We start from the raw sequence: 17,151 nt of genomic DNA on the forward strand, positions 1-17,151 counted from the left end.
TAATTAAATTTTGCGGCTAGGAATGGCAGGTCTTAAAGATGCGCAGCGACATTGCTCGCAATTGGGATGGCCGGCTGCGCGCCTGGCTTCAGGCAAGCCAGCGAACCGGCAACGGCCGCACGGCGCAGCGCCGCGTGAAAATCGAGACCTTGGTCGAGGCTGGCGGCCAGGTAACCGCAGAAGGTGTCGCCGGCGCCGACGGTATCGACCGGTTCGATGACGAGGCCCTTGGCGCGCGACAATTCACCATTGCGGATGGCGATGACTCCGTCGGGGCCCAGCGTGACGATCAGCGTCTGCCCTGTTTCGGCGTGCAGGCGGGCAAGCGCCGCCTCGCGGTCGCTGGCCGACATATTTTCCTGGCCCGCCAGTCGCTCGAATTCCGTCTCGTTGGCGATGACGATGTCGGCAAGGCGCCCGAGCCGCGCGGCATCGGGAATGAGGGGGGCGAGATTGAGAACGGTGCGGACGCCCTTGGCCTTTGCCGCAGCGAGTGCCGCCTCGACGGCTGCGACGGGGATTTCGAACTGCAGCATGAGCGTATCGCCCGGGCTTAGCGCATTGACGGCTTTGGTCGCATGCTCGGCCGTCATCGTGCCGTTGGCGCCGGGCACGACCGCGATCATGTTTTCGCCGTCGCCGCCGACTAGGATCAGCGCGGTGCCGGTCGGCTCGGAAACGTGGCTGACGGTAGAGAGATCGGCGCCGGCGGCGTCGAGCAGGGCAAGTGCCGGCGCGGCGAAACCATCATTGCCGACAGCGCCGGTCAAACGCACCGTCGAGCCGGCGCGCCGCGCTGCCAATGCCTGATTGGCGCCCTTACCGCCGGCGGCGGTGGAAAAACCGTTACCGGCCACCGTCTCGCCCGGCTTAGGCAGACGGTCGGTAGTGGCGATGAGGTCCATATTGATGGAACCGAAAATGGTAATCATGAGATGTCCCGCCCTGCTAGAGCAATTCCAGGAAAAGTGCGCAGCGGTTTTCCGTCCGGAATTGCAAAAAACAAAAAAGATAGAGCGGCTCTCAGATTCCGTGAAAAGCTGAACCGCTCTTGTTGATCTCGCGTGATCCCATCCAAAACCGTTTCATACGTTTGGGGATCATGCATTGATTTGGCGCGACACTGCCCGAAGCGATCAGTCCTCGTCAACCACCCTGAGCTTGAGTTGGCCGGTGCGGTTGTCGATTGGTTTCGGCCGGTCCTCGGTGGGCGCCTTCGCCGGCTCGCCAGCGGCCTCGAATTCCAGCGCTTCTATCCTCTCGCCGCGGCGTGCCAGCTTGTCGGCGGAGGTGACGATCATGTCGACGTCTTTCTGCGCCATGGCGAAATGCCCCTGCAGCTTGCGCACCCGCTCGTCGAGGCGGGAGAGATCGTTCATGAGCTGGGCCACTTCGCCCTGGATCACATGCGCCTGCTCGCGCATGCGCTGGTCCTTCAATACTGCCTGGATGACCTGGATCGACAGCATCAGCAGGGACGGCGAGACGATGACGATGCGCGAGCGCTGCGCCTTCTGCACGATCGCTTCGAAATTCTCGTGGATTTCGGCAAAGATTGATTCGGAGGGAACGAAGAGGAAGGCCGTATCCTGCGTCTCCCCCTGAATGAGATATTTCTCCGCGATATCGCGAATATGCACTTCGAGGTCCCGGCGGAATTGCTGCGCGGCAAGCCTGCCCTGGTCGGGATTTGCCGCCGCGGCGTTGCGGATGGCGTTCCAGGCTTCCAGCGGAAATTTGGCGTCGATGACCAGCGGCGGCGAGCCGTTCGGCATGCGCACGGTGCAGTCCGGCCGCGATCCGTTGGAAAGCGTTGGCTGGAAGGCATAGGCGCCCATCGGCAATCCGTCCGCGATGATCGTCTCCATGCGGGCCTGGCCGAAGGCGCCCCGCGTCTGCTTGTTGGAGAGGATTGCCTGCAGGCCGACGACATCCTTTGCCAGGGACTGAATATTGCTCTGGGCGGCGTCGATAACGGCAAGCCGCTCCTGCAGGCGGCGCAGGTTCTCATGTGTCGAGCGCGTCTGTTCGCCGATCGTCGCCGTCACCCGCTGCGACATGCCGTCGAGCCGTTGATTGATGGCATGGTTGAACTCCGCCTGCCGCGAACCGAAGACCTCGGCCATGGTGGCAAGCCGTCCCTGCATTTCCGCCTGTGCCCGGAGCAGCGCCGCCATGTTGTGCTCGGCATCCTCGGCCCGCAGCATATCCTCCTCCGACTGTCGCCCTCTGTTGTTGATGACAAGAACGATGACGGCGATCAGCAGCAGGATGACGAGGCCGGTCAGAACCGGCACTGCGGGGATCTCTTGGCCGAAGAGGATAAAGGACATGATATCGGATACTCGTGGAACTCGTGCCGGCACCATAACAAAACCGCAGGGAATATCCAGATCAAAACGTGAACAAAATTTTAGGGAGCTATAGTCGACCTGAAGTCGCAAGCGTTGAAAAAACACCCGTCAACAGCCATCTAAATAATTCCATCGCACAGCAAGATGCGTTATGGGAAACTTCATGACGATCAAGCCACTCATCATTTTGCCCGATCCGTTGCTCCGCCAGGCCTCTAAGCCCATCGAGCGCGTCGATACCGAAGTTCAACGCCTTGCCGACGATATGCTGGCAACCATGTATGATGCTCCAGGCATCGGCCTCGCTGCCATCCAGATCGGCGTTGCCCGCCGGATGTTGGTGATCGACGTGTCGCGCGAAGGCGAGGACAAGCAGCCGCTGGTCTTCATCAATCCCGAAATCGTCAGCTCTTCCGACGAGCGTTCGGTTTATGAGGAAGGCTGTCTCTCCATTCCGGATTACTACGCCGAAGTCGAGCGTCCGGCCCGCGTCACCGTCAAGCATCTCGACCGCGACGGCAAGGAACAAGTCGTGGAGGCCGACGGCCTGCTCGCTACCTGCCTGCAGCACGAGATCGACCATCTGAACGGCGTCCTGTTCATCGACTACATCTCGCGCCTAAAGCGCGACATGGTGATCAAGAAGTTCACCAAGGCTGCGAAGTCGAAGGCTCTTTGAGCAGCGGCTGTTGAAAGACAGGCTTGAAGCGCCTATGATATCATTGATATCAAATGGAGGCGCGGATGGGCGATCTTTTACTGCGTGGCCTGGACGACGCGTTGAAGAAGCAGTTGCAAGCGAATGCCAGCCTGCATGGCCGAAGCCTCTCCGAGGAGGCGATCGCTCTGCTGCGCCAGTCGCTTGGCCGTCAGCAGGATTTGAACAGTTCAGTAGGTCAGCGATTGCGAGCGGTTCTTGGTGCAGAGAAGCTGAGCGAGGAAGAAATCGAGGTAATCAATGCCTTTCGGCACGCGCCGGATCGCGAACCGCCGCGTTTCGAATAGTTTGTGCCGGGATAATCCCAGATGATTGTTCTGGACACAAATGTCGTATCCGAGCTGCAAGGGCGACTGTACAGCGATCGCATATTGTCTTGGCTTGATGGTTTTGCCGTCGAATCGGTTTTCTTAACCGCCATCACCATCGGAGAGATTCGCTTCGGGCTGGAGCTCCTTGCTGATGGAAAGCGCAAGGCGGCGTTGATCGCGGAGCTGGAAGCGATAGAAGCAGAGTTTTCCGGCCGTGTTCTGGGCTTTTCAAGCAATGCGGCCCATCAATATGGAATAATTTCTGCTCGACGCCACAAGATAGGTCGAAGAATGGAAACCAAGGACGCCATGATCGCCGCCATCTGCCTGGCCAATGGCGCGACATTGGCAACGCGGAACACAAAAGACTTCGAGGGGCTTGATCTGAAGCTCGTAAACCCATTTGAAGGCGGCTGATGCATGATCCCAAAAAGTGCGAAGCGGTTTTTGGACAGGATCAGGCCAAACTAGATATCTCTTAGCCGGACGGATCGCATGTCGCTCAGCATCATCTTTATGGGAACGCCCGAATTTTCCGTGCCGACATTGCGGTCGCTGGTCGATGCGGGGCATAGGATTCGCGCTGTTTATACGCAGCCGCCACGGCCGGGTGGCCGGCGAGGGCTCGACCTGCAGAAATCGCCGGTGCATCAGGCGGCGGAGTTGCTGGGCCTGCCGGTGTTCACGCCAGTCAATTTCAAGGACCCGGAAGAGCGTCAGCGTTTTCGCGAGTTCGATGCTCAGGTCGCCGTTGTTGTCGCCTATGGCTTGCTGCTGCCAGAGGAGATCCTCACGGGCACCCGGTTCGGCTGCTATAATGGCCATGCCTCGCTGTTGCCGCGTTGGCGGGGTGCCGCGCCCATTCAGCGGGCGATCATGGCCGGTGACAAGAAGACAGGCATGATGGTGATGAAGATGGACAAGGGCCTCGATACCGGCCCGGTTGCACTCACGCGAGAAGTCGAGATCGGCGATACGATGACGGCGGGCGAGTTGCATGACAAGCTGATGCTGGTCGGCGCCAAGGCGATCGTCGAGGCGATGAGCAAGCTTGAGCATGATGAGTTGCCGTTGACCGGACAGTCCGCCGAGGGCGTCGTCTACGCCGCCAAGATCGACAAGGGCGAGACCCGCATCGATTTCAGTAAGCCGGCTACGGATGTTCACAATCACATTCGCGGCCTCTCGCCCTTTCCCGGTGCCTGGTTCGAGGCTGAAATTGCCGGTCGGGCGGAGCGCATCAAGGTTCTTGGCTCCGAACTTGCTGATGGCAAAGGCGTGGCCGGCGAGGTGCTGAGCAGTGATCTCGTGATTGCCTGCGGTACCGGTGCCATCAGGCTGACGAAGCTGCAGAAGGCCGGCGGCAAGCCGTTGACGGCGGACGATTTCCTGCGCGGCACGCCGATTGCGCCGGGCACGATGTTGGCGGCGGGATTAGCCTGATGCCGCGCTACCGCATGACCGTCGAATATGACGGCATCCCCTATGTCGGTTGGCAGCGCCAGGACAATGGCCCATCCGTACAGGGCGCGATTGAAGGCGCCATTCTGTCTCTAACGGGCGAGAAGGTTTCGATCCGCGGCGCGGGACGCACCGATTCCGGCGTCCACGCCATGGGTCAGGTCATGCATGCCGACCTCTCCAAGGAATGGAAGACCTATACGCTCCGCAATGCGCTCAATGCGCATCTGAGGCTTGCCAAAGAGCGAGTCGCCATTCTCGATATCGCCGAGGTCGATGCGCATTTCGACGCACGCTTTTCGGCCATCCGCCGCCACTATCTTTATCGCATCATCACCCGCCGCGCGCCCTTGGCATTGGAAGCCGGACGTGCCTGGTGGGTGCCGAAGGATATGGATCATGAGGTCATGCACGCGGCGGCGCAGACGCTCGTCGGCCGGCACGATTTCACCACCTTCCGTTCGGTGCATTGCCAGGCCAATAGCCCGGTGCGCACGCTCGACCGGCTGGATGTGACCCGCAATGGCGAGCTCATCGAAATCCGCGCGACGGCGCAGAGTTTCCTGCACAATCAAATCCGTTCCTTCGCCGGCACGCTGAAGCTTGCAGGTGAGGGAAAGTGGACTGTGGACGACGTGCGCGCTGCGCTGGACGCGCGAGACCGCAAGGCATGCGGCCCCGTTGCTCCACCGGATGGGCTCTATTTCATGCAGGTGGATTATCGCGACGGCGTTGGACCTGTTGACGCCGATGATGAACAGGACGATTCCTAGCCTCGTTGGACGGCTCGGGATGCCTGTCAGCGACGACACGATCCTTCGACAACATTTCTGCGTCGATTCCACCCTCTCCTCAGCCCCGAGAGCGGCAACCTGCCCATCGGGCGGCGGCCGCCTCCGTCAATCGACACACTCAGTGTCTGAGCTGCGCCACCGAAATTGAACACAAGCGCGCCATTGCCACGAATTGCGTCCACACCAAATGTGGCCGCACATCGCGGTCTGGTCAAACGCCATGCCAATATGGGAGGGACTCGACTTGAGTAGCAGACTGTGGGGGGAGCAGGTTATCGCGGCACTGAGATCCTCAGGTGCAACAGAGCGTCACCTGTTCATGTCCTCAACCACCCAGCGGAAAAATAAAATAATCAAAGCTGCAAACAATAGTAATTGCATCATTTTTGGCAGATCAAGCATATCATAGCTCTCTAATTTATCGCTGCATCATGCAGACGAGCTACAATAAACTGGAATGCGTTAATGACCATCTACTGTAGAAATACATTAGGATTGCGGTTAACATATGGTTTATATTTCGCACATTCATCATAATTGAAAATGTCGCGATATAACACATCAATATTTTACCGCGACGAGACGTAAATGGCGTCCTTCGCCCAGCGCATCCAGCCGTCTGTCTCGGTTCGCCGGTTCAGAAGACCTTACGAAAAAAGATGCGCGCCCGCCCTTTCGGATAGTCTTCCAAAGTCCCGAACCGCTCATAACCGTTCTTTTCGTAAAAGCCCGGAGCTTGGAAGCTGAACGTGTCCAGCCAGATGCCGACGCAGGTCTTTTGTCGCGCGATCTGTTCTGCCTGCGCGAGAAGCTTCGTTCCGAAATCTTCGCCACGGAGGTTCTCGGGAACGAAAAGCAACTCTACGAAAAGCCAGTCGTAGTAGAGTTTAGCCCACAGGCCACCTACGGCGCTGCCTGCTTCGTTTTTGAGCATAATTGCGATCTGCTCATATCCGTCATCGCCGGTTTGGGCATTGTTGAAGGCGAGCAACGGATTGACTATCGCCTGGTGATCTTCCTCCGACGGATTGTCGAGAATTGCGATGGTAGCCTTTGGCATGCTTCATAATTCCCTTTGGAAAAGACTCTCGCCCAAATACTACAATCGCTTCTGCTATCTGCGGAAGCTAAATTCCGATAGGAAATCTTCTTCTGAACCGCAAGGCACATGACGGAGCACTTTGTCAGAGGTGCCTAATCGCTCAACCCGGCGGATAGACGCCAAGGAAGCGCTGCAGGAAATCCGTCAGCAGCATGGTCGGGATCAGCAGTATCAGCGTCAGCGCGCCGACGAAAAGCGGATGCGTGCCGCAGATCATCCGGAGAATACGCGCCAGTGAGAAGATGATCGCCATCATCAATGCCAGCCATAGGATGGCCGCCAGGCCGCTGGAGCCGGGCACGAAGGCGAGCAGCGCAATCAGCAGGGAATTCAGATAGGATGTCGGCAAGCCGAGCCAGTTGACCACTACGACGATGGCCTCGAATTTGTCGCCGAAACGAAAGATCATCAGCAATACGCCGGCGAGTATCAACGGCGCCAGCCAGCTTGCTGCCTCGACCAGCGTCAGGCGAAAGAAGAAGGCCATGCCGGTCGAGGTTTCCGGCGGCATGGCGGTGAGATAGGCCTGTTGCCACCAGAGCCACGAAATGCCGATGGCCGGCAGGCTCCAGAGGATCGCCCAGAACGACCGCAACATGCCGCGATCTGATATATCGAGATATTGGAAGCCGCGCGCGTCCATGCGGATCAGCAGCCACAGGCCTGCCAGATAGTATTGGACTTCCCTAAAGGTCGGCATTCGCAAACCAGCGTTGAAGGAAGGTCTCGTAGATCTCGGTCAGGGTTTCGAGATCCGATAGCGCCACCCGCTCATCGACCATGTGCATGGTCTGGCCGACAAGACCGAACTCCACGACAGGGCAATAATCCTTGATGTAGCGGGCATCCGAGGTACCGCCGGTGGTCGAAAGCGCCGGCCTTAGACCGGTGATGTTTTCGACGGCGGAAGAAAGCGAGGCGATCAGCGCATTGTTGCGCGTCAGGAAGACTTGGCTCGGACGCTCCGACCAGGTGATGTCGTATTTCGTCGGCGAACGTCCGGGCCGAAGCGTCTCATCTACGGCCGCAGCGTCCAGGCGGGCAAGGATTTCGGCCTTCAGCGTGTCGGCCGTCCAGGTGTCGTTGAAGCGGATGTTGAAGGCGGCCTTCGCCTTGGCGGGGATGACATTGGTGGCGGCATTGCCGACGTCGATCGTCGTCACTTCGAGGTTCGACGGCTGGAAATTATCCGTGCCGGCGTCGAAAGGCGGGTGGAGCAGTGCTTCCGTCAGCTTGATGATGCTGCGCACGGGGTTGTCGGCGAGGTGCGGATAGGCGGCATGGCCCTGGACGCCGTGGACGGTGATGAAGCCGGAGATCGAGCCGCGACGGCCAATCTTGATCATATCGCCGAGCTGGTCGGGATTGGTCGGCTCGCCGACGAGCGACGCATCCCATGTCTCGCCGCGCTCGGCCGCCCATTGCAGCAGCTTGATCGTGCCGTTGATGGACGGGCCTTCCTCGTCGCCGGTGATCAGGAAGGAGACCGAGCCGGCAGGCTTGCCATGCTTCTCGATATGACGCGCCACAGCGGCCACGAAGCAGGCAATGCCGCCCTTCATATCGACAGCACCGCGGCCGAAAAGCTCGCCATCGGCGATTTCGGCGGCAAAGGGCGGATGGCTCCAGGAAGCGGCATCGCCGACCGGCACGACATCCGTGTGCCCGGCAAACATCAGATGCGGACCATCGGTGCCGAGGCGGGCATAAAGGTTTTCGATATCGGGCGTTCCCGGCTCGCTCGCCGTCATGCGTTCGACCTGGAAGCCGAGTGGCAGCAGCATATCGGTCAGAGCGGTCAGCGCACCACCTTCGGCAGGCGTGACGGAGGCACAGCGAATGAGAGTTTGCAGGTTTGTGACGGGATCGGTAACGGTCATTGGAGGCAACTTATCCGGCGAGAAATGGCAAAGCGATGGCAAAGGATCGGCGATAGGCCGAAAATCTTTGCCGCGATTCCAGCAATCGCACAGGCATGCTCACCCGACAAGCATGAGGGAAGCGCGATATGACAACCGCGCTTCCAAAAAAATTGTAAATCAGTCGCGCAGCAACTCGTTGATGCCGGTCTTCGAGCGGGTCTTTTCATCGACGCGCTTGACGATCACGGCGCAGTAGAGGCTGGGAGCCGGCTGGCCGTTCGCCATGGTGTTGCCGCTCGGCAGCGAACCGGCAACGACGACCGAGTAGGGCGGTACTTCGCCATAGGTGATCTCGCCGGTAGCGCGATCGACGATCTTCGTGGACTTGCCGATGAAGACGCCCATGCCGAGCACCGAGCCTTCGCGAACGATGCAGCCTTCGACGACTTCCGAGCGCGCGCCGATGAAGCAATTGTCTTCGATGATCGTCGGGCCGGCCTGCATCGGCTCCAGCACGCCGCCGATGCCGACGCCGCCCGAAAGATGCACATGCTTGCCGATCTGTGCGCAGGAGCCGACGGTCGCCCAGGTGTCGACCATGGTGCCTTCGCCGACATAGGCGCCGAGATTGACGAAGGAGGGCATCAGGATGGCGTTCGGGGCGATGTAGGCCGAGCGGCGGACGACGGCGTTCGGCACGGCGCGGAAGCCAGCTTCACGGAAGCGGTTCTCGCCCCAGCCTTCGAACTTCGAGGGCACCTTGTCCCACCAGGTCGAGCCGCCCGAACCGCCTTCGACGATCTGCATATCGTTCAGGCGGAAGGACAGCAGCACGGCTTTCTTGAGCCACTGGTTGACCGTCCAATTGCCGTCCGAACCACGCTCAGCCACGCGGACTTTGCCGCTGTCGAGAAGATTCAGCGCCGTCTCGACGGCGTCGCGAACTTCGCCGCGCGTCGACGTGTTCACATTGTCGCGATTGTCGAAGGCAGCCTCGATGGACTTCTCGAGGGAGGCGAGATCGTTAGCGCTCATGGGAATTCCTTAAAACGTCAGTGCCTATCGTAATTTCCGGAAATGGTCCGGAAGCGGTCGATTGGTCCTATAGCATGGACATTGAGAATGGAATGTCTTTTCCGCGCCGATTGAGCTTGGATTCGAGGCGTTGTAGGGCATATGCAAGAGCTTGGCCATTCCTCTCCGCGGGTGAGTGGCCCGTCATGATCGATTTGAAAGGCATGAGTATATGAGCAAGGCGAAGAACGGCAGGCTGAGGCGCAAGGATGGGGTATGGGACCCTTTGAAGTCGAGCTCGACCGACAAGAAACGCGCCGAATCCGTACCGAAGACGCCGCAATCCATGTCGCCGTCCTACCGGCTCGCCTATGCCGACGAGGATTTCCTCTGCCGCGAGGAACTGCGGCCGATCCGGCTGCAGCTCGAACTTTTGAAGACCGAGATGTCTCTCACCGAACGCGGCATCAAATCGACGGTGGTCATGTTCGGCGGCGCGCGTATTCCCGCGCCCGGCACTAGCGCCTGGGCGGCCCGCAACGAGGTGCAGCGGGCCAATCTCGAAGCGGCATCGGTTTATTACGAGGAAGCCCGTAAATTCGCGAGGCTTTGCGCGCGCTATTCCGCCGGTTTCGATTTCCATGAATATGTGGTGGTCACCGGCGGCGGCCCCGGCGTCATGGAGGCCGGCAATCGCGGTGCTTCGGAAGAGGGGGCGCCCTCCATCGGCCTCAACATCGTGCTGCCGCACGAACAGGCGCCGAACGTCTACGTGACGCCGGAACTCAGCTTCAATTTCCATTATTTCGCGATCCGCAAGATGCATTTCATGGTGCGCGCCAAGGCGATTGCGGTGTTTCCGGGTGGTTTTGGCACGCTGGACGAGCTGTTCGAATGCTTGACCCTCATACAGACCGGCCGCATGGAACGCCTGCCGCTGATCCTTTTCGGCGAAAAATTCTGGCGTGATATCATCAACTTCGATGCGCTCGCCGAATTCGGCACCATCGCGCCCGACGACGTCAAGCTGATCAGCTTCGTCGACACCGCCGATGACGCCTGGAAGATCGTCGCGGATTTCTACGAGCACGACAACGGACATTAAAATTGAAAGGCCCGCCGTCGCATCTGCGAGGCGGGCCTCTTTGTCCTAAGAAATTATACCCAATCGAATAGTCAGAGCAGCGGACGGTTCGGCATGTCGTCCAGCGAGATCACGCCGTCATGGTTGCGGTCCATGCGGTCGAAGAGCTTGTTGCCGGCGTCTTCGGCCTCCTGCTTGCTGATCTGACCGTTTTCATCCGTATCGATACGCTGGAACAACAGGGTGGTGCGCATCATAGCGGCTTCGTGCATGAAGTGGCCGCGCGGGTGGTGACCGTGATGTTTGCCGCCATCCTGATTGTCGCCGTTTTGGGCTTGATCGCCTTGGGTCTGATCGCCCTTGCCCTGGTCACCCTTGCCTTGATCAGCTTGAGCTTGAGCTTGATCGTCGCCGTCCTTGGCGTGCTCGGCCTTCCACTGCTTGACGCGTTCCTGGCGATAGGCGCGCAGTTCACCGGGGGTGATCTCGCCGTCCTTGTTCGTGTCGATCTCATCGAAGATCTTGTCGACACCGGCCTTGAGCTCGTCCTTGGAAATCTTCATGTCGCCATTGGTGTCGAATTGCTTCAGCATGCGCACATAGGCGACTTCCGGTGAAAAGCCCGGGTGATGCCAGCGACCGCCGTGGCCGCGCATGTCGTCATTGCCCTGCGGAGCGGCAAAACTTGCCTGGACGGCGGCGCCGACCAGAAGCGTTGCGGAAAGTCCTGCCAGAAGAATTTTTTTCCCGTTCATCGTTTTTCCTTTCGTGCTGAAGAATGGTCAAACGATACGGCTGAGGGCAAAAAACGGCCAATTAAACATCGGTAAGGCGGATGAAACTTTCGTAACCCGATCCTAAAAAACCGTTAAACGAGTGTTTTGAGAAAAGCGGTGAGATCGTCGGTCACATAGTCGATATGATCGTCCTCGCCGCTCGTCTTCTCCCACCATTCGACCACGGTGCCCTCAAGATTCTGCGGTACGAGCAGCACTGTCTTCATGCCGAGCGCTTTCGGCACGGTAAGATTGCGCGGCAGGTCCTCGAACATCGCGGCCCGCGTGGTATCCACCCGGTTGAGGCTCATGAACTTGTCATAGGTGCTGCCGGCCGGTTTCGGCACGTAATCGGCGGCGACGATGTCGAAAATATCATCGAAGTTGTCGAGGATGCCGAGCGCGCCGGCGGTCGCCTGCGCATGCTTGACGCTGCCATTGGTGAAGATGAATTTGCGCCCCGGCAGCGCCTTGATGGCGGCGGCGAGTTCCGGCTGGGGCATCAGAGCCGAGTAATCGATCGCATGCGCCTTCTCCAGGAAATCATTGGGGTCGATGCGATGATGGATCATCAGCCCCTGCAACGTCGTGCCGTGGTCGCGATAATATTGCTTCTGCAGCTTTCGCGCCTCGTCCCGTTCCATTTGCAGGAGCGCCGAAACATATGACGTCATGTTCTTGTCGATCTGCGCGAAGAGATCGACATGATGAGGATAGAGCGTGTTGTCGAGATCGAATACCCAGTCGCGGATATCCGAGAAATCGGCGGGTTCAGGCAGCGTTCTCGTTTGGGTCATGGCGGCCTTATGGCACGCACTATTGCTTGAGGAAAAGGAAAATATGCGGCGTATATGAGAAATGCTGCAGACATTGCCGGCTATTCCAATGCAGGCTATGGTTTTACCGATTGATTTCTAAGGTTTTGCACTATTTGCCGGAGGGGAGAGGAGTTTGTGCCTCTTCGGTTACGAAGGACACGATGCGCCCGGTGGGGCTTTTGAGGAGGGGACAAGATGAGTCAGGTAGAAAAGGCAGCGGAGTTTGCCCGGCTGCATCGGAAGGGCGATCCGCTGATCCTCTTCAATATCTGGGATGCCGGCTCGGCCAAGGTGGTCACCGAAGCAGGAGCCAAGGCGCTGGCCACCGGGAGCTGGTCGGTCGCTGCCGCCAATGGGTTCGGCGATGGCGAGGCGATACCGCTATCGTTGCTGGCGGTCATCGCCCGCCTGATTTCAGTGACGAGCCCCCTGCCGCTCTCCGTCGATTTCGAAGGCGGCTATGCCATAGAGCCGGACGCTGTCGCCGCCAATGTCGAAAAGATTATGGATCATGGCGCAGTCGGCATCAATTTCGAGGATCAGGTGGTCGGCGGCCGCGGCGTTCATCCGATAGAGATGCAGGTGGCCCGTATCCGCGCCATCCGGGAGATGGCCGATCGGCGGGAAATGCCGCTATTCATCAATGCCCGCACCGATCTTTTCCTACAGGAAAGCGATACCGCCCATCATCAGATTCTGCTGGATGAAGCCTACCGGCGCGCCGATGCTTTTGCGGAGGCCGGCGCCAGCGGCTTTTTCACGCCGGGGCTTGTGGACGCCGATCTGATCGAAGCCGTCTGTGATCGCTCTCCTCTGCCGGTCAACATCATGGTGCGTCCGACAACACCCGACAACATTGCGATGGGCAGGCTCGGCGTCAGCCGCATCAGCTACGGCCCCGCTCCCTACCGGACAGTGATGGGAATGCTGAAGAGCGAGGCCGAGGCGCTCTATCAGCAGACTTGATCGTCATGCCCCGACGCGGTTGACCGTTTTCGGTTGAACGCGCAATTGCCGACAAAGCGAGAACAGCGCCCTTTCCAGACTTGGAGAGGGCGCGTTTTTCTTAAGGGACGATCAGCGTGCCGGCCCCGTGTTCGGTAAAGATTTCGAGCAGCACGGAATGGGCGGTCTTGCCGTTGAGGATGACGACGCCCTGGACACCCGCCTTGATGGCGTCGATGCAGGTCTCGACCTTCGGGATCATGCCGCCGGAAATCGTGCCGTCGGCGATCAGCGCATGTGCCTGGGCGACGGAGAGTTCCTTGATCAACTGTCCCTGCTTGTCGAGCACGCCCGGAACGTCGGTCAGGAAGAGCAGGCGGGTGGCGCTGAGCGCGCCGGCAATGGCGCCGGCGAAGGTGTCGGCGTTGATGTTATAGGTTGCGCCATCACGGCCAGGGGCGACCGGAGCGATGACCGGGATCATCTCGGACTTGGCAAGCAGGTCGAGCAGCGTGCGATCGACTTCGACCACCTCGCCGACGAAGCCGAGATCGAGCACGCGCTCGATGTTGGAATCCGGGTCCTTGATGGTCTTATGCGCCTTCTCGGCGAAGACCATGTTGCCGTCCTTGCCGCAGAGGCCGATCGCCCATTCGCCGGTCTGGTTGATCAGCGCGACGATTTCCTTGTTGATCGAGCCGGCCAGCACCATTTCGACGATCTCGACGGTCTTGGCGTCAGTCACGCGCAGGCCGCCTTCGAATTTCGATTCGATGCCCATCTTCGTCAGCATGGAGCCGATCTGCGGGCCGCCGCCGTGGACGACGATCGGGTTGACGCCCGACTGTTTCAGAAGTGCGATATCGGCCGCAAAAGCTTTGCCAAGCTCGGCATTGCCCATGGCATGGCCACCGTATTTCACCACGATGGTCTTGTTTTCATAGCGCTGCATGTAGGGCAGGGCCTGCGCCAGCAGGCTGGCTTGGAGTTCGCTTTGGGATTCGGACATGGGGCACCCCGTACAATTGTTCGCGGCCTTTTATCTCAAGTTTTTGACAGAGGGAATAATGATGACAGGATTAGTTTTTCCTGCGTCATATCGCGCGTCCCGCGCAGTCTCATCCTTTGAATGAGCTTGTTGCCCTTTGAGTGAGCTTGTCGCCGGATAGTTTTCGCTTAAGTTAATATGAAGAAGCCGCGATCGGGGGGATCGGATGGCGAGCGAGGAGATAGAGGCGCTCATCGGCCGGGTCGCGATGCGCGACCAGAAAGCTTTTGCCGTGCTCTACAAAAGGACCAGTCCGAAACTCTATGCCGTCTGCCTGCGTATCCTCGGCAACAGGACGGATGCCGAGGAAGTTTTGCAGGAAATCTACGTGAAAATCTGGCAGCGGGCCGAGCGTTTTATCGCCTCGGAAGGGCCGGCAATGCCGTGGCTGACCACGATTGCGCGCAATCAATCGATCGATGCTATCCGTGCCCGAAAACCTGTCGCAGATGAAATTGATACCGCCTATGATCTTGCCGATACCGAACCTGGCCCCGAAGAGCAGGCAATGGTGAAGGGAGAGGGAAGGCGCATTGACAGGTGCATGGAAGAGTTGGAAGCTGATCGAGCCAAGGCTGTTCGCAGCGCCTATGTGGACGGCCTGAGCTACCAGGAACTAGCTGAGCAATATGCGGTGCCTTTGAATACAATGCGTACCTGGCTGCGCCGAAGCCTGATTAGACTGAGAGAGTGCATGGACCGATGAGTACGCCCGATCAAAGCAAGGGAGGCCGCTCCCGCGATGAAGTCCTGGCCGGAGAATATGTGCTTGGCGTGCTGTCATTGGAGGACCGACAAAAGGTAGAGCGACGCATGCGCAGCGATCGGCAGTTTGCCGCTATCGTCAGTCGCTGGGAGCAGAATCTTTCGGGCTTCAACGACGATTACGATATGGTCGCGCCGGCGGCCTCAGTGTTCCCCAAGATCGAGAGGCGCATTTTCGGAGATGCCGCTTTCGGTGCTCATCTCTGGAATTCGCTGCTTCTTTGGCGGTCAGTCGCCTTCGGTTCGTTGTTTATCGCAGCCGGCGTCCTGGTTTTCACCGTCACCAACAGCGTCTCGAAACCGACACCGGGTAGGCAGCTCACCGCTTCCCTTGCCGGACAGAGCAGCGCTATCAACTTGCTGGCTGATTATGACGTCACAAGCGGGCGGCTGAAGGTGACACCGGTCGCCGCCGGTCAACCCCAGGAAAAATCGCTGGAACTCTGGCTGATCCGTGGCAGCGAGCCGGCCGAGGCGCTCGGCGTCTTGCCGCAGACCGGCGAGGGTGAGATCGTTCTGCCGCAGGAGATTCACGGCAAACTGACGGAAGGCGCCATCATCGCCGTCAGCGTCGAACCTTTCGGCGGTTCGCCGACGGGCAAGCCCACGGGTGACGTAATCGCTTCCGGCACCATCCATCTGCCCTGAAGACATCTTTTTCCGAAAAAAGAACTGCGGCTGAAACTCTTCTTTCGGCGCCTCCGTATCTTGCTCTGACCCCGCCTGATCGGGGCAAGAGAGGAAGAGGACAAGCCATGATCAAGACCGCAATCCGCATCGCCGCTGTGGCCGTAACGCTTTCAGCCGCGACCGGCCTCGTCTATGCGAAGAACCCGACCGTCGGCGGCGCGCCGATGTTCGCCAATAAGAATATCATTGAAAATGCCGTCAACTCGAAGGACCACACGACGCTGGTCGCCGCCGTCAAGGCTGCCGGCCTTGTCGACACACTGGAAGGCAAAGGCCCCTTCACCGTCTTCGCGCCCACCAACGAAGCCTTCAAGAAGCTGCCGCCCGGCACGGTCGAGACGCTGCTGAAGCCGGAAAACAAGGCGATGTTGACGAAGGTGCTGACCTGTCATGTCGTTGCTGGCGATGACATGGCGGCCGCCATCAAGAAGATGTCGATGGGCAATGGCGGCGAGTACGACCTGAAGACGGTCGGCGGCTGCACGATCAAGGCCACCGAGATGGGCGGCAAGCTGACGCTGACCGACGAAGCCGGCGGCACCGCCCACATCACCATCGCCGACGTCAAGCAGTCGAACGGCGTGATCCATGTGGTCGACAAGGTGTTATTGCCGAAAATGTAACGACCATCGGCAAAGCTGCCGCCGCCTTCGAGCGTCGAGGGCGGCGGCTTTTTTTGTCAGACGGCAATGCCGACGGTGAGTCCGATTGCCTGACGTAGTTCCTGCAGGCCCTCGCTCTTTTCCGAGGAGGTGGCGAGGATGCCGGGATAGGCGGCGGGGCGTTTGCGGATCTTTTCAGCCGTATCGGCCATCAGCTTCGGCAGGCCCGCGGGCTTGATCTTGTCGGTTTTGGTCAACACGATCTGGTAGGAAACGGCGGCCTTGTCGAGCAGCGACAGAACTTCTTCGTCGTTTTTCTTGATGCCGTGACGGCTGTCGATCAGCACATAGACGCGCTTTAGCGTCGCCCGGCCCCGCAGATAGTCGAAAACCAGCTTCGTCCAGGCATCCACCTGATCCTTCGGCGCTTCGGCATAGCCGTAGCCAGGCATATCCACCAAGGCCATCGGCGGCAGGTCGGTGCCTTCGCCGGAAAAGCCGTCGGGGACGAAATAGTTGAGTTCCTGTGTGCGGCCCGGCGTGTTCGAGGTGCGCGCCAAACCTTTATGGCCGACCAGCGCATTGATCAGCGACGACTTGCCGACATTCGAGCGTCCGGCAAACGCCACTTCCAATGGCCCCTCCGGCGGCAGGAACTTCATGGACGGCACGCCGCGGATGAAGATCCAGGGGCGCCCGAAAAGCGGCTTGTCGTCTTTTGTCGTCTGTTCTGCCATGCGCTCGCGGTCTTCCGGTTCACTTGGCTGACTGGCTTCGAGGTTTTACCCGCGAAAGTCAAGTTTTGAT

20 protein-coding genes are annotated in these 17,151 nt (G+C 59.3%); 10 read left to right on the forward strand and 10 right to left on the reverse strand.

What is annotated here, in order from left to right:
- Positions 1–32: 32 nt before the first annotated feature.
- Positions 33–932 (reverse strand): ribokinase, encoded by a 900-nt coding sequence (locus C9E91_RS02765; protein ID WP_107106834.1) that lies wholly within the window; start codon positions 930–932, stop codon positions 33–35.
- Positions 933–1,136: 204 nt separating this feature from the next.
- On the reverse strand, positions 1,137–2,333 hold the full coding sequence (locus tag C9E91_RS02770; RefSeq protein WP_107106835.1) for a DNA recombination protein RmuC: 1,197 nt from the start codon (positions 2,331–2,333) through the stop codon (positions 1,137–1,139).
- A gap of 184 nt (positions 2,334–2,517) precedes the next feature.
- Here C9E91_RS02770 and def point away from each other — a divergent pair, with 184 nt between their 5' ends.
- The 5 genes from def to truA all read left to right on the forward strand — a co-directional run bounded on the left by def (position 2,518) and on the right by truA (position 5,617).
- Entirely contained in the window at positions 2,518–3,033 is a 516-nt protein-coding gene (gene def / locus C9E91_RS02775; RefSeq protein WP_107106836.1) for a peptide deformylase, read from the forward strand.
- Between the two features lie 65 nt (positions 3,034–3,098).
- Positions 3,099–3,359 (forward strand): FitA-like ribbon-helix-helix domain-containing protein, encoded by a 261-nt coding sequence (locus tag C9E91_RS02780; protein ID WP_107106837.1) that lies wholly within the window; start codon positions 3,099–3,101, stop codon positions 3,357–3,359.
- Positions 3,360–3,380: 21 nt separating this feature from the next.
- Complete coding sequence (locus C9E91_RS02785) at positions 3,381–3,800, forward strand: type II toxin-antitoxin system VapC family toxin (RefSeq protein WP_107106838.1); 420 nt, start codon at positions 3,381–3,383, stop codon at positions 3,798–3,800.
- Between the two features lie 78 nt (positions 3,801–3,878).
- Positions 3,879–4,826 carry a methionyl-tRNA formyltransferase gene (fmt, locus tag C9E91_RS02790; RefSeq protein ID WP_107106839.1) on the forward strand — a complete coding sequence of 316 codons (948 nt, stop codon included), beginning with the start codon at positions 3,879–3,881 and terminating at the stop codon, positions 4,824–4,826.
- Positions 4,826–5,617, forward strand: coding sequence for a tRNA pseudouridine(38-40) synthase TruA (truA, locus tag C9E91_RS02795; protein WP_107106840.1), 792 nt, complete (start codon positions 4,826–4,828; stop codon positions 5,615–5,617). The genes fmt and truA overlap by 1 nt, the downstream gene beginning before the upstream one ends.
- Before the next feature lie 658 nt (positions 5,618–6,275).
- On the opposite strand, the gene C9E91_RS02800 is transcribed toward truA, so the two are convergent.
- The 4 genes from C9E91_RS02800 to dapD all read right to left on the reverse strand — a co-directional run bounded on the left by C9E91_RS02800 (position 6,276) and on the right by dapD (position 9,637).
- Entirely contained in the window at positions 6,276–6,698 is a 423-nt protein-coding gene (locus C9E91_RS02800; RefSeq protein ID WP_107106841.1) for a GNAT family N-acetyltransferase, read from the reverse strand.
- Between the two features lie 142 nt (positions 6,699–6,840).
- Positions 6,841–7,440, reverse strand: coding sequence for a hypothetical protein (locus C9E91_RS02805; protein ID WP_107106842.1), 600 nt, complete (start codon positions 7,438–7,440; stop codon positions 6,841–6,843).
- A complete protein-coding gene (gene dapE, locus C9E91_RS02810; RefSeq protein ID WP_107106843.1) occupies positions 7,427–8,620 on the reverse strand; it encodes a succinyl-diaminopimelate desuccinylase in 1,194 nt (397 codons plus the stop codon). The genes C9E91_RS02805 and dapE overlap by 14 nt, the downstream gene beginning before the upstream one ends.
- Positions 8,621–8,779: 159 nt before the next feature.
- On the reverse strand, positions 8,780–9,637 hold the full coding sequence (dapD, locus tag C9E91_RS02815; RefSeq protein WP_107106844.1) for a 2,3,4,5-tetrahydropyridine-2,6-dicarboxylate N-succinyltransferase: 858 nt from the start codon (positions 9,635–9,637) through the stop codon (positions 8,780–8,782).
- Positions 9,638–9,848: 211 nt separating this feature from the next.
- Here dapD and C9E91_RS02820 point away from each other — a divergent pair, with 211 nt between their 5' ends.
- Positions 9,849–10,721, forward strand: a complete 873-nt coding sequence (locus C9E91_RS02820; protein WP_107106845.1) for an LOG family protein — start codon at positions 9,849–9,851, stop codon at positions 10,719–10,721.
- A 71-nt stretch (positions 10,722–10,792) separates the two neighbouring features.
- On the opposite strand, the gene C9E91_RS02825 is transcribed toward C9E91_RS02820, so the two are convergent.
- Together C9E91_RS02825 and C9E91_RS02830 are read right to left on the reverse strand one after the other, a co-directional pair.
- Entirely contained in the window at positions 10,793–11,455 is a 663-nt protein-coding gene (locus C9E91_RS02825; RefSeq protein ID WP_107106846.1) for an EF-hand domain-containing protein, read from the reverse strand.
- Positions 11,456–11,568: 113 nt separating this feature from the next.
- Positions 11,569–12,273 (reverse strand): pyrimidine 5'-nucleotidase, encoded by a 705-nt coding sequence (locus C9E91_RS02830; RefSeq protein ID WP_107106847.1) that lies wholly within the window; start codon positions 12,271–12,273, stop codon positions 11,569–11,571.
- A gap of 216 nt (positions 12,274–12,489) precedes the next feature.
- Between C9E91_RS02830 and C9E91_RS02835 the strand changes: the two genes are divergently transcribed.
- Positions 12,490–13,260, forward strand: a complete 771-nt coding sequence (locus C9E91_RS02835) for an isocitrate lyase/PEP mutase family protein (protein WP_107106848.1) — start codon at positions 12,490–12,492, stop codon at positions 13,258–13,260.
- Positions 13,261–13,360: 100 nt separating this feature from the next.
- Here C9E91_RS02835 and argB read toward each other — a convergent pair whose 3' ends face one another.
- A complete protein-coding gene (gene argB / locus C9E91_RS02840; protein WP_028751062.1) occupies positions 13,361–14,248 on the reverse strand; it encodes an acetylglutamate kinase in 888 nt (295 codons plus the stop codon).
- A 205-nt stretch (positions 14,249–14,453) separates the two neighbouring features.
- On the opposite strand from argB, the gene C9E91_RS02845 reads away from it, so the two are divergent.
- The 3 genes from C9E91_RS02845 to C9E91_RS02855 all read left to right on the forward strand — a co-directional run bounded on the left by C9E91_RS02845 (position 14,454) and on the right by C9E91_RS02855 (position 16,365).
- Positions 14,454–14,993: a sigma-70 family RNA polymerase sigma factor gene (locus C9E91_RS02845; protein WP_107106849.1), complete on the forward strand. Its 540-nt coding sequence runs from the start codon at positions 14,454–14,456 to the stop codon at positions 14,991–14,993.
- The gene (locus tag C9E91_RS02850) at positions 14,990–15,700 is read left to right on the forward strand and encodes an anti-sigma factor (RefSeq protein ID WP_107106850.1); all 711 of its coding nucleotides are present in this window, start codon (positions 14,990–14,992) and stop codon (positions 15,698–15,700) included. Before C9E91_RS02845 ends, C9E91_RS02850 begins: the two co-directional genes overlap by 4 nt.
- Before the next feature lie 107 nt (positions 15,701–15,807).
- On the forward strand, positions 15,808–16,365 hold the full coding sequence (locus C9E91_RS02855; RefSeq protein ID WP_107106851.1) for a fasciclin domain-containing protein: 558 nt from the start codon (positions 15,808–15,810) through the stop codon (positions 16,363–16,365).
- A gap of 56 nt (positions 16,366–16,421) precedes the next feature.
- Here C9E91_RS02855 and yihA read toward each other — a convergent pair whose 3' ends face one another.
- Positions 16,422–17,081, reverse strand: coding sequence for a ribosome biogenesis GTP-binding protein YihA/YsxC (gene yihA / locus C9E91_RS02860; RefSeq protein ID WP_107106852.1), 660 nt, complete (start codon positions 17,079–17,081; stop codon positions 16,422–16,424).
- Positions 17,082–17,151: the final 70 nt, after the last annotated feature.

This window comes from Rhizobium sp. SEMIA4064, assembly GCF_003025035.1.
GTDB classification, from domain to species: domain Bacteria; phylum Pseudomonadota; class Alphaproteobacteria; order Rhizobiales; family Rhizobiaceae; genus Rhizobium; species Rhizobium paranaense.